The sequence below is a fragment of the Psychromonas sp. SP041 genome (assembly GCF_000470315.2).
Classification (GTDB): Bacteria; Pseudomonadota; Gammaproteobacteria; order Enterobacterales; family Psychromonadaceae; genus Psychromonas.
This window is the reverse complement of the sequence record NZ_CBRF02000005.1, coordinates 61,399-74,332: the sequence shown is the minus strand read 5'-3', so window position 1 is coordinate 74,332 and position 12,934 is coordinate 61,399. Positions and strand designations below refer to the sequence as shown.

Genomic DNA, 12,934 nt, shown 5'->3' with positions numbered 1-12,934 from the left:
GACTAAAGAAATTACTTAGGCAACATCACAACTCGCCAATAACAATCAAGTAATTGAATCACTCGATCGAACCCACCTTTCACATCAGATTTAACAATATATCCCGCTATATTTTCATTATATGCAGCGACCAAGTCTTCGTCTGCTGATGATGTAGTGAGAACAAAAATGATCGTGTTTTTTAAATCTTCATCTTGACGTATAATTTTTAGAAACTCTATTCCGCCCATGATTGGCATATTCAGATCTAATAAAATGAGATAAGGGCGTTGTACTGAATCTGGATCACGCAACAGCTCTAGGGCTTCTAACCCATTTTTTGTTCTGACAATTGGGTTGGCTAACTTAAGCTTCTTAAAGCCTCTTTCAACCGCTTTAGCATCAACATCATCATCTTCTACTAACAAGATACTGACTTCATTATAATTTTTGCTCATTATGTTTAACCTCTGTCTTTGTTAATGATAGCGCTATTCTTTCATTTCTTTTGGCCAAGTAAAATAAAAAGTACAACCCTGACCTTCATTAGACTCTATGTCGACGTGACCTGAATAGTGTTCAACAATTTTTTTGATCAACGCAAGTCCCATACCGCTTCCTTCAGCCTCATCGCGAGGCCTTAAGGTTTTAAACATTTTGAATATGTCTTCTTGGTATTGTAATGAAATACCAGGCCCATCATCTTTAATACTGAATCGGTAAAATAACCCAGCATCGACACAACCGATCTCGATGCATCCTTCATCTTTATGATGATGTTTAATAGCATTACTTAATAAGTTTCTTACTACCTGCTCAAAAGGAGCTCTGAATGTTGAAAACGTAGGTAGCTGACCATGAATCGTTAGAGTAAAGCCATTTAATGGGGCCACTAACATAAACAAATCATTCACCAACACATGGGTGTTAATGTCAGAGAAACTATTTTTTTGATAATTAGCTTGTGAGTATATTAACAAGTCGCTTAATAATGTTTCTAAGCGTCCTATGCGACTTCGCATCATTTTAAGGTGATCAGGTATTTCTTCTAAATTACCCTCCTCGATATCTTCAACCACCCACGTTGCTAACTGGTCAATACCACGTAACGGTGCTTTTAAATCATGTGATGCGACGTAGGCAAAGTCATCTAGATCTTTATTTGAACGAGCAAGATCGATAGAACGTTGCTCTGCTAATATTTTAGCACTTTCTGCTTCTTTCATTAAACGAGACAGTAATACTCTCTGTGATTTTAACTCAACAACATTCGCTTTCAGCTCTGTATTTTTATCAGCTAAAGATTGTGTTCTATTAACAACCTTCTTTTCTAATCGATTATTTTGATCTTGTAATTCATTACTTAAAATCGTTATATTTTTAGCTCTAAGGATAGCAACTTGTAAAGCGTAAACAGCAAATGCTAATAATAAACTAATGATGATACCACTTGCTAAAATCCATTTAATAACTGAAGGAGACTCTATACTTTTTAATAAATTGTCATTCAATGTTATGTTTAACTGCCATTTTCGGTCAGGGATAGTTAAATCAAAACTAAACAAATGTTTATTATCTTCCTGCCCATAAAGCAAACTACCGTTTTCTTTATTGATATCTAATAATGTTAATTCTAACCCCTCTGTGTCTGCACGTGCTTTGGCTTTTTCCATCAAGGTTGCTATTCTGAAGACTCCTGTTGCATAACCCAATAGAGCGTCAATGCGTTGCTCAATACTATTAGTAGGAAAACCTTGTTTATAAATAGGAGCAATAATTAAAATGCCAGCTGAATCAACTGATTGTTGTACCAATTGAATTTTGGCTGTTGTTACCATCTTCCCACTATTTCGAGCTAACTCCAGAGAACGGCGGCGAATATCATTACTGTTTAAATCAAATCCAATGGCTTTATTATTAAAACTGTAAGGGCTAACATAAGAAACGGGTGTGTAATAAGGTTTAACTTGGCTAGCAGCCAACCCGCCATCATCAGTCTTCTCTGTAATTCTAAAGTTTTTCGTTTGAATTTTTAATAATGCTTCAAACTCCTCTCTCTCATTACCTCTAACTAAAGGTACCCAACTAAGTGCTTGAATATAATCACGCTCCTTTATGTTTAACACTTTCATGTACTGATTAAATTGATATTGAGATAGATGTTCTTTATTTGCACTATAAAAAGCTTGTAGGCCTTGTAAATCATTAACTGACTTATCAATTGCATCCTGAAAACGAATAGAAATCTGCTCTGCAATATTTTCTATTTTTAAATAGCTTTCTGTTTTTAATTGACTCGCAACTTTTAGCGAAATCGAATAAGTACTTAAAATACCTACACAGCTTATAATAATCGCTAATATTAAAGACTTAATGGAAAGTGAGTTCACGTTTAGAATCCTTTAAAGTACATATTTTTTATATCCACCATGCCAATTACTAACGGTAAGGCAACATGAAAGAGAAGTTATATCGAATGAAAATGACCTATGCACTTTTAATATAAATAATTATTTTTAATAAGAGCGGTATACTTTTATTTATCGATCATTTCTTTCATATTATTTATTCTAGTTTTAATTAATAAGTAAATATAGTTATGATATAAATATTTATTTGATGTAAAAATGTATTTTTTATATTGTAAAATAATTGAATAAAATAAGTCTACTTAGTGTGGGATAGTTTTTAAAATTTACAAGGAAAGTAAAGCTTTAGAAGGCGATTAAATAATAGTTATATTGATAATGGATTTTTTAAGTAAAAAAACACCCCTAACGTATTAGGGGTGTGGAAATTATAAAGTAATATTAACGTTCAACAGCTACTTTACGAGTTTCTTCGATATTGATTTCAATACGACGATTCTTTTGGCTTGCTGCAGCAGTGTTACTTGTATCAAGTAAGTTTGTTTCGCCGTGGCCAATAGCAGTTAGACGTTTTGAGTTAACACCGTATTCAGATGTTAACAAAGTAGTGATTGCATTAGCACGTTTTTGCGATAGCTTTTGGTTGTAGCTAGCTTTACCTACTGCAGAAGTATAACCATCAACAGTAATGTTTACGTGTGGGTATTGCTTAAGGAAAGCAGAAACTTTAGCTAGTTCAGAGTAGTACTCAGATTTTACAACAGCTTTGTTGTTATCAAAGTTAACTAATAAACGGTAAGAAAGACGTTCTTTTTCAAAAATAGTACAACCTACTTCATCAACTTTATCATTCATTGGTGTAGACGCACATTGGTCTTTACCATCAACAACGCCATCTTTATCAGTATCAATTGCAACTGGTGCAACATAAGCAACTGGTTGTGGTTTAACTGGAACCGCTTTTTCATTTTTATCAAAGAAGTAAACAATACCTACTTGAGCGATAGCATCAGCGTAGTTACCATCAAATTGGAAGTTTCCTTTACCTTCAACGTAACCAGCAAATTGGTCAGTGAAGTATTGACGATAACCAAGACCAACATTAAGAGCAGCTTCAGTATCAGCACTAAAATCTAGAGCGTTAACACCACCTAATAGGTAAAGGTTTTTCTCTGTAGGGAAGAAAAGTGCATCTAAGCCGTATTTATTAATACCTTGAATATTACTACCACGCTTAAGTTCAGCTTCAAAGCGAGTGTAAGATAAACGAAGTTCTACAGGAGCAGAAAGACGGTAACCTAATTCAGCACCGTAACCACCTGCACGGTTAAATGAGCTAGTGTTTAAACGATCGCTATCAGCTTCTAAGTAAGCGCCGTGTAAACCACCGTAAACATTACCTACTAGTATTTCAGCATCTGGTTGAGCTGCATTAGCTGCAGAAAACTGAGTAAGTAATAATGTGCTAACAAGAAGTGAGGTTTTATGTTTCATCATATCGGTATTCCATTTGATTAGTTAATTGAGTAAAAAAGTGATTATCTTTATATATAAACACTTAAAAAACGCAATAAAAAATAATAATTTTAGCAAAAAATATCATTCTGATATTTAATTTGCAAATTAAATGTTGGAAAGGTTAATAATATAAACACTTCCCAAAGGTTCTTCAAAAAACTGTCCTTTATTACCAATGTATTTAATAAACTTAATTAGTAAAAAACCAATTTAAAGTCAAATTAAAAACAAAGTAAAACATAAAAACATCTCACTAGTGGTATAAATATTTTACTATTCATTATTTAATGCGATATAAAAATAATGACAAATAAAATAACTAGCATGCCCAAGTATAGGATAAAAATTCTAAGAACGGTCTATTATAAAGCAAATTTAATAAACGTATAATACTTTGTTATATCTCTACTTAGAATTTTTAAAGTAACTAAAATTAAAGTCTATAAAAGGGCAGCTACCAAAGAACAATAAGATTATCTAACAACCAGTACGTAAATGAGATTAGATAAGATCACTATTGAATTTAAAATAATTTTAAAGTTAGATATTAGATTGATTAATATCAGTTTTTTTGTGAAATAAAAAAATATTTTTATACTCTCATTTAATCAGTATCAAAATATCATTGATTTTTAGAGGAAGGTATTTACAAGCACGACTTACTAAAAAATCGAGTTAGGTTAGCGTTTGTTATAAAGTTTATTTTTTTATAAATTTTTTTTGAAGGGAATTAATATGTACATATTATGAATAACAGTCAAAAAATCGTTTTACCCTATGAGGATTAGCAATAATAGCAAACAATATAATGTCAAAATATTGTTCACTATTTTGATTTAAATTTAAAGGCGCAGCTAATTTATATGAGCTGATTTATTGATACCAAAGTAAATAAACTCGCTTATTCTTATATGAGTCCATACTTACATAAGCATCACCTCATACAAATTTATACCAATGGAATTAAATAAGTGATCAGAGATTGCGCAGTAAAAATCAACACTAATAAGGCGTGAGTTGTAGGAGATAGTTGTTCTCACTTCAAAAATCACAACGCAGTTAGGGGTGATTTTAACCAGCAAGAATGATCACCTCATTAATTCTTTTGGTATTAGTACTAACGTTTTCTTAATTCAAATAAATCAGTTCGTCTATCTTTCAGATTTTTCACACTACCAAACTGATGCAACTCTTTTAATAAATAAAGATCGACATCCGCAATCAATATCATTTCAGTGTTAGGTGTTGCTTCAGCTTTAACGCCATTAGCAGGGAAAGCAAAATCACAAGGTGTAAATACAGCAGACTGTGCATATTGTATGTCCATATTATGCACTTTAGGTAAGTTACCTACCCCGCCTGCAATCGCCACATAACATTCGTTTTCAATCGCCCTTGCTTGTGAGCAAGCTCTTACACGCGAATAACCATTTTGTGTATCTGTTAAGAACGGCACAAATAAAATATCCATTCCGTCATCTGCCAAAATTCGGCTTAACTCAGGAAATTCTGAGTCATAACAGACCAATACACCAATTTTTCCACAGTCGGTATCAAAGGCTTTGAGTTGAGTCCCACCTTCCATTCCCCACACTTTAACTTCATCAGGTGTTACATGGAGTTTTTCAAAGCGCTCTTTAGTCCCATCTCTACGACATAAATAACCAACGTTATATAAACGATCATCAACGATTTCAGGCATGCTGCCCGTGATGATATTGATATTGTAACTGATCGCCAAGTCAGTAAACTTTTGTACAATCACCTCTGTATGCTTCGCCAACTCACGAATCGCTTGAGGTTCACTGATATGGTTATTTTCAGCCATTAAAGGGGCATTAAAGAATTCAGGGAATAAGGCAAAATCAGAACGATAACCAGCAACAGCATCAACGAAATACTCAACTTGCTCCATTAACTCATCAAGATTTTTGTATGAACGCATTTGCCATTGTATTAAGCCAAGACGCACTAACTTCTTAGTCGGAACCGTTTCTTTATTTGGTTTCTCATAATAAATATTGCTCCATTTAAGCAATACAGCATAATCATTAGAACCATTATCACCTTCAAGGTACCCCTTTAAAATTCTCGCAGGATGAAAGTCGTTAGAAATTTGAAAGTTTAAAACAGGATCGTGGATCTCTTTGCGTTTTACTTTTTCAATGTATTCTTTAGGCGAGATTTTATCGGCATATTTATGATAATTTGGAATACGTCCACCGAAAGTAATGCCTTTTAAATTTAATCTTTCACACAACTCTTTACGGTAATCGTAAAGACGTCGTCCAAGTCTTAAACCACGAAACTCTGCTTTAATGAAAACATCAATACCGTATAACGTATCGCCATAGGAAGTATGTGTATTAAACGTATCGTTACCAGTGATCTCGTTATAAGTATGCGCTTCTTCAAAAGCATCATAATCAACTCGAATAGACAGCGCGCAACCAGCAATATGGTCATTCACTTTAATAACGATTTGTCCTTCGGGAAACTTATTAATCAAGGTTTCAATCTGGTGTTCTTCCCAATATGGGTCTGCAAGGCTGGTATAAGCGTCAATCATGGCGGCTTTCAGTTCTTGATAGTCATCAAGACTTAAAAATGATAATTCTACATTCTCTATGTTTTGCATTAAAAAAACCTACAGTGAGTATAAAGGTCTGAGTATATTTTAGTTTTTCATTTGTTTACAAGGAATAAGAATATAAAAAACAAGAACAGTCTTATCGGTATATATAACCAAACATAAACACCCTATAAATCATTACTCTTCACGAAAAAGCTTAAATAGACTGCTCTTTTACAGTGCATGTTTTGCACTAAGAAAGAAAAAATAACGTTAAAAATTTATCTAACATTTAATTAAAAAAAATAACCTATTGTTTTATATAAAATTTTATCCAAAAAAAATATGGCACGTTCGTTGCAAAAATAACAAATAAAGTTTCGATCGTTTCACTTTGACCGGTATAAATATATAATCTCAAATGCTAGTCAGCTTTGACTAAGTAAGTATCGACCTAAATCACTTATGAGAAATAAGCTAAGACATAAAGCATTATCTCTGAAACAGAAGCACAGTAAATTTTCTGACGTCTTTGAAATAATATAAAAAATAAAAGGACCGACAGTGAAAGGAAAAGGAATGGGAAATGACACACAATAGCCACTCATTAACCGATCGTATTAATCATCATTATTCTGAATTAACAGCGAATAGTCGTCGTTTAGCTGACTATTTACTGCTTAACCCAGAGAAAATATTGATCATGTCAACCAATGAAATAGCTGAAGTTTGTTCTGTTTCTAAAACCAGCGTTAGTCGTTTTATTCGCCGTTTAGGTTATGCAGATCATTTGTCATTACGTAACGAACTCTTACAAGTGCGAGAAAGCGGTGAGCCGGTATTAACCAAGTCATTGGAAAATTGTGATTTTCATCAAGAGATTCAAGCGCTAGAACTTTTACGAGAGCAAATTAATAGCACAGATCTTGGTCCTCTTATTGATAGCCTCGCTAACGCACCGCGCATTAAAATTATTGGTTACCGCAATAGTTATCCACTAGCGATGCATTTTAGACAACAGTTAATGCAATGTCGCGGAAACGTAGAGCTACTGCCTTTACCCGGGCAAACAATCGGGGAGGATTTAGCCGCTATTGAAGACACTGATTTTGTGATTGTGATAGGGATCCGTCGACGAGTCAGTCATTTTTCTAAAATGATTGAACAGTTACAAGGTAATAAAACATTATTGATCACTGATCAATCAGGGCAAAAATATGCACCGAGTGCGAGCCACCTGTTGATATGCCACATGAATAATGAAACACCACTCGATAGTTATTCAGTCCCAATGAGTTTAATTTCTCATTTGGTTAATAATACTTATCAAGTATTAAAAGGGAACGCCACTAAAGTTAGTAGCAAAATAAGTGTCAATTACTCAAAACTCAATGAGTTAGAGTAGTTAATTAAATTATAAAACGGATCGAAAGAGTAAATAAATAGATGATAAATATGATAAGTAAGCTTAAAAAAGAATGGTTTTTAGTGGGTATGGTCGTAGCGATTGCGTTAGCTGCTATTAGTGCTGATGTTGGAAAAAGTGGTGGGTTAATTCATCTCGATAAAATAACAGGTATTGGCGTCGCGATTGTATTTTTCTTACATGGTTTAGGCCTATCACCTTCTGCTATTAAAGCGGGTATCAGTAACTGGCGCATGCATATTTATATCCAGCTAGCGACCTTTGTGGCTTACCCACTACTTTGGGTTATTTTTGGGGATATTTTCTTAAATTATATGCCAGCGGCTTTAGCGTTTGGTTTTTGTTATCTATTTGTTTTACCAAGTACGATCTCCTCTTCAGTGGCGATGACCAGTGTCGGTAAAGGTAATGTTCCTGGCGCCATCTTTAACGCATCGCTTTCAAGTATTTTGGGTATCTTTATTACGCCATTGTTAATCCAAGCATTTATGGGATTTGAAGGTGTAGAGCTAGACTTAATGGCGTCGATTATTTCTATTTCAAAATTATTATTATTACCAATGATTCTTGGTCAATTAGCACGCCCATTATTATTGAAGTTTGCTCAAAAACATAAATCAGTAGTTAGTAAAGTTGATAAATACGTCATCTTGTTAATTGTTTATAACGCTTTTTGTGATTCTGTGGCAAACGGTATATGGAGCACATTCACAATAGAAATGCTGATTACCTCAATCGTTATTTGTATCGTTGTCTTGCTCTGTATGGTGCACCTTATTCAATGGGGAGCACGCCGCAGTAAATTCGAACGAGCTGATGAAGTCGCTGTTGTTTTCTGCGCAACTAAAAAAACCCTTGCTGCTGGTATTCCAATGGCCACTGTTATTTTTGGTAGTAACCCAGATCTTGGGATGATCTTGTTACCTATCATGTTGTATCACCCAATTCAGATCTTCTATTGTGCAATATTAGCTAGCCGCTATGCAGCACAAAGTGAACAAGTGACCCCGGCTTCAAATAATTAGTCATTTAGACGCGCTAAATATCAATAATATTATATAAAAGGAACTTTAAATATGAATGAAACAACCGCTAAAGACACTCGTGTTTATTGCATACAAGGCCCAAGTAACTTAGCTGCAACGGCTGAAGGTGTGCTTAGTGAATTAACATTTGTATTTAAAGACCTATTTGATGTGAAAGGTTATGCCACAGGAGCTGGCAACCCAGCTTGGTTAACAAGCCATGAGCCAGCACAACAAACGGCAAGTGTAATTAAAAAACTATTAGCGCAAGGAGCTAATTGTGTAGGGCGAGTGCAAACCGATGAATTAGCCTATAGCTTAAATGGTCAAAATATTCATTACGGTACGCCAGTGAACCCTCTTACACCTGGTTGTTTACCCGGCGGGTCGTCAAGTGGCAGCGCGGTTGCCGTTGCTAACGGTGAAGCTGACTTCTCAATCGGTACTGATACCGGTGGTTCGGTACGTGTTCCGGCGAGTTATTGTGGTTTGTTTGGTTTGCGCCCGACACTTGGGAAATTAGCCTTAGACAATACTTTTGAACTGGCAAAGAGTTTTGATACAGCAGGCATATTTAGTCATGACTTAACCATATTATCCACTGTGTTTAACGTATTGGCAGAGCAAAAACAGCCAGGGCAAAAATCGACAACACTTTACCTTGATAGCACCTTAGCAAATCAACTTAGCCCACAGAGGTTAAGTGGACTCAAACAGTGGTGTGTAGAAGCGAATATCGAATTATTAAGCTGTAACCTATTAGCCGATACAGAACAAACTCTGAATGACTTAAGTTTATTATTCCGCACTATCCAAGGCTTTGAAATTATTGAAGGTCACGATACTTGGCTAACAGAGCATGGCGATTCATTAGACCCCTCTATTATGCAGCGCGTCATTTGGGCTCGCAGCATCACTCAGCAACAATATATTGAAGCGAAAGCACAACAACATACATTCCAACAAAAGCTCTTGTCTCTATTTGATGAGATGCACGGATTATGGATATTACCGACGACACCAGGTGGTCCACCAGCATTGACAATGGTAGGCGATGAATTAGCTGAATATCGCTCACAATTAATGGGATTGACCAGTATTGCAGGTTTAGCTGGTTTTCCACAATTACATCTACCGATGCAAGGTCTAACGGAAGGTCCTTGTGGTTTCTCGTTAATGAGTATTGCAGATAAAGAAGCAGATTTAATCGAAACTGGTCTTAGCTTATGGCAAGGAGAGTAACAAATGGCATTTCAAACTTCATTTACCGCACCTCATTATAAAGCAGCACAAGCTGGGCAAGCGATATTAGACGCAGGTGGAACCGCTAGTGAGGCAATGGTTGCAGCGGCGGCAATGATAACGGTGCAATATCCACACATGAACAGTATTGGTGGTGATGGATTCTGGCTAATTTGTAAAGCAGGTGAAAAACCAATCGCAATTGATGCTTGCGGTGCAGCAGCATTGAATATAGATATTGAAAGCTATCGCCAACAAGCAGATGAGTTACCAGAAAGTGGCGGTAATGCAGCATTAACCATGGCAGGTACCATTGCGGGTTGGCAACAAGCACTCACCTTAAATTCAGGTGATCACACACTAAACTCACTACTTCAACCTGCTATTGATGCCGCTGAAAAAGGTATTGAAATAACGCAAAGTCTAGTCGATGCCAGTGACAAAACCTTCTCTCGTTTAAGCCATTTAAGCGCTTTTGCAGAACGTTTTTTGAATCAAGGTGAAGTATTAAAAGTGGGCGAAAAACTGACTAACCAACCGTTAGCAGATACCTTTAAACACTTAGCAAAAGCAGGTTTAGATGATTTCTATCGTGGTGAACTAGCGCAACAAATGGCCGATGAACTAATTGAAGCAGGTAGCCCATTAACCTTAGAAGATTTTCATCAGTACCAAGCAACAGTATCAACCCCCTTGACCGTCGATATTTCAAAAGGCAGTTTGTATAACTTAGATGCACCAACTCAAGGCTTAGCTTCATTATTAATTTTAGCGATTTACGATCGTCTCGTTGATCAAGTCACTTCTGAGGTTGAACATATTCACTTACTCGTAGAAGCCAGTAAACAAGCTTTTATTATTCGTGACCAACAAATTACAGATCCTGCTTATTTACAAAAACCATTACAAGAGTGGTTAAGCGACGATGTTATTACACAGTGTGCTGCGAACATCTCTTTTCAAAAAGCCTTACCTTGGCCACATTTAGCTAAACCAGGCGATACCGTGTGGATGGGGGCAACGGATCAATACGGCACCATGGTCAGTTTCATACAAAGTATTTATTGGGAGTTTGGTTCAGGTGTTGTGCTACCGACGAGTGGTATTACTTGGAACATTCGCGGTAAAAGCTTCACGTTAGATGCCAACCATCACAATGTGCTTGCGGCAGGCAAAAAACCATTCCATACCCTAAACCCTGCCTATGCTGAATTTAATGATGGCCGTCGACTCGTTTACGGTTCAATGGGTGGCGAAGGACAACCACAAACTCAAGCCTGCTTATTTAGCCGTTATATCTATCAAGGGATGAATTTATCAGATGCAGTGGCTTCTCCACGTTGGTTATTAGGTCGAACTTGGGGTGACAGCACCAATAATTTACGTTTAGAAAATCAGCTTTATCAACAACATGGCGCAACACTTAAAGCGCTTGGTCACGACATCACCACAGTGACAGATAACAATGAATTAATGGGGCACGCTGGTGCCATTATGCTCGATCAATACGGGAAAGTAGTTGCAACTAGCGACCCACGTAGCGATGGGCAAAGTTTACTCGGAGAAAACAATGACAACTAAGACTTTATTTGAAACGCTTAACCCACCTGTTCGTCTATTAATGGGACCAGGCCCAATCAACGCGTATCCACGTGTGCATCAAGCGATTTCATCTGCCTTAATCGGTCAATACGACCCAGTGATGACAGGTTACATGAATCAAGTGCAATCACTTTATCGTGGTGTGCTTGAGACGAATAATAAACAAACTATGTTGGTTGATGGCACTGCACGAGCAGGCATCGAGGCAGTATTAGTTTCAATTCTACAACCAGGCGATAAAGTGTTAATCCCAGTGATTGGACGCTTTGGTCACTTGTTATGTGAAATTGCACAACGTGTTGGTGCCGTGGTTAAAACCATTGATATCGAATGGGGTGAAGTTTGCCCGCCAGAGTTAGTAGAAAAAGCGATCAAAGAGTTCCAACCAAAACTATTAGCTACGGTACAAGGTGATACTTCGACCACCATGAACCAACCTCTTGCTGAAATCGGCGAAATTTGTCAACGTCACGGCGTTTTATTCTACTGTGATGCAACCGCTTCTATAGCTGGCAACGAATTAAAAATGGATGAATGGCACTTAGATGCGGTTTCTGTTGGATTACAAAAATGTCTAGGTGGCCCATCAGGTAGTGCGCCAATCAGCTTAAGCGATCAATGTGCAGAAGTGATTAACCGCCGTAAACATGTCGAAGCAGGCATTAAAGCAGAACATCATACAGCGGGTGCCGATATAAGAATCCAATCTAACTATTTTGATTTAGCAATGGTCATGGATTACTGGGGCCCAGAGCGTTTAAACCACCACACTGAAGCGACTAGCATGTTATATGCAGCACGTGAATGTGCTCGTATTTATCTTGAAGAAGGCAGCGAAAATGTAATTGCTCGCCATAAACAAGCTGGTGATGCGATGGCAATGGGCTTAAAAGCAATGGGTTTAAAACTATTCGGTAATCAACAATACAAAATGAATAACGTGGTTGGCGTGTATATCCCAGATGAAGTCGATGGCGATAAAGTGCGTGAAGAATTACTGCTTTGTTTTGGTATTGAGATCGGTACTTCGTTCGGCCCATTACACGGTAAAATTTGGCGTATTGGCACAATGGGCTTTAACGCACGACAAGAATGTGTGTTAACAACCTTAGCGGCACTTGAATCTGTTCTATTGAAATACAAAGCACATATTCAACCGGGTCAAGCAGTGACTACTGCAATGCAGTATTACACTGTTTAA

The 12,934-nt window shown here is 36.7% G+C and carries 9 protein-coding genes; 5 read left to right on the top strand and 4 right to left on the bottom strand.

The features are described 5' to 3' along the window. Positions 1 to 11 precede the first annotated feature (11 nt). From SP041_RS04230 to SP041_RS04215, 4 genes are all read right to left on the bottom strand, one after another. The gene (locus SP041_RS04230) at positions 12 to 437 is read right to left on the bottom strand and encodes a response regulator (protein ID WP_025565024.1); all 426 of its coding nucleotides are present in this window, start codon (positions 435 to 437) and stop codon (positions 12 to 14) included. Between the two features lie 33 nt (positions 438 to 470). After that, complete coding sequence (locus SP041_RS04225) at positions 471 to 2,369, bottom strand: CHASE domain-containing protein (RefSeq protein WP_025565022.1); 1,899 nt, start codon at positions 2,367 to 2,369, stop codon at positions 471 to 473. A 420-nt stretch (positions 2,370 to 2,789) separates the two neighbouring features. Next, positions 2,790 to 3,845: an OmpA family protein gene (locus SP041_RS04220; RefSeq protein ID WP_025565021.1), complete on the bottom strand. Its 1,056-nt coding sequence runs from the start codon at positions 3,843 to 3,845 to the stop codon at positions 2,790 to 2,792. Positions 3,846 to 4,983: 1,138 nt separating this feature from the next. Continuing rightward, a complete protein-coding gene (locus tag SP041_RS04215) occupies positions 4,984 to 6,504 on the bottom strand; it encodes a carbon-nitrogen hydrolase family protein (RefSeq protein ID WP_025564355.1) in 1,521 nt (506 codons plus the stop codon). A 520-nt stretch (positions 6,505 to 7,024) separates the two neighbouring features. On the opposite strand from SP041_RS04215, the gene SP041_RS04210 reads away from it, so the two are divergent. Genes SP041_RS04210 through SP041_RS04190 form a run of 5 tightly spaced genes read left to right on the top strand, consistent with a single transcriptional unit; the run spans position 7,025 to position 12,934 of the window. Beyond that, positions 7,025 to 7,843, top strand: a complete 819-nt coding sequence (locus SP041_RS04210) for a MurR/RpiR family transcriptional regulator (RefSeq protein ID WP_025564353.1) — start codon at positions 7,025 to 7,027, stop codon at positions 7,841 to 7,843. A 41-nt stretch (positions 7,844 to 7,884) separates the two neighbouring features. Further along, complete coding sequence (locus tag SP041_RS04205) at positions 7,885 to 8,889, top strand: bile acid:sodium symporter family protein (protein ID WP_240791418.1); 1,005 nt, start codon at positions 7,885 to 7,887, stop codon at positions 8,887 to 8,889. 51 nt (positions 8,890 to 8,940) lie between these two features. Further along, positions 8,941 to 10,131: an amidase gene (locus SP041_RS04200; RefSeq protein WP_025564348.1), complete on the top strand. Its 1,191-nt coding sequence runs from the start codon at positions 8,941 to 8,943 to the stop codon at positions 10,129 to 10,131. 3 nt (positions 10,132 to 10,134) lie between these two features. Further along, positions 10,135 to 11,712, top strand: a complete 1,578-nt coding sequence (locus SP041_RS04195; protein ID WP_025564346.1) for a gamma-glutamyltransferase family protein — start codon at positions 10,135 to 10,137, stop codon at positions 11,710 to 11,712. Then, on the top strand, positions 11,702 to 12,934 hold the full coding sequence (locus SP041_RS04190; RefSeq protein WP_025564345.1) for an alanine--glyoxylate aminotransferase family protein: 1,233 nt from the start codon (positions 11,702 to 11,704) through the stop codon (positions 12,932 to 12,934). The genes SP041_RS04195 and SP041_RS04190 overlap by 11 nt, the downstream gene beginning before the upstream one ends.

Excerpts from the sequence above, each read along its gene's own strand:
- SP041_RS04220 (WP_025565021.1), bottom strand. The coding sequence starts at position 3,845 with ATGATGAAACATAAAACCTCACTTCTTGTTAGCACATTATTACTTACT.
- SP041_RS04195 (WP_025564346.1), top strand. The coding sequence starts at position 10,135 with ATGGCATTTCAAACTTCATTTACCGCACCTCATTATAAAGCAGCACAA.
- SP041_RS04200 (WP_025564348.1), top strand. The coding sequence starts at position 8,941 with ATGAATGAAACAACCGCTAAAGACACTCGTGTTTATTGCATACAAGGC.
- SP041_RS04190 (WP_025564345.1), top strand. The coding sequence starts at position 11,702 with ATGACAACTAAGACTTTATTTGAAACGCTTAACCCACCTGTTCGTCTA.
- SP041_RS04205 (WP_240791418.1), top strand. The coding sequence starts at position 7,885 with ATGATAAATATGATAAGTAAGCTTAAAAAAGAATGGTTTTTAGTGGGT.
- SP041_RS04215 (WP_025564355.1), bottom strand. The coding sequence starts at position 6,504 with ATGCAAAACATAGAGAATGTAGAATTATCATTTTTAAGTCTTGATGAC.
- SP041_RS04230 (WP_025565024.1), bottom strand. The coding sequence starts at position 437 with ATGAGCAAAAATTATAATGAAGTCAGTATCTTGTTAGTAGAAGATGAT.
- SP041_RS04210 (WP_025564353.1), top strand. The coding sequence starts at position 7,025 with ATGACACACAATAGCCACTCATTAACCGATCGTATTAATCATCATTAT.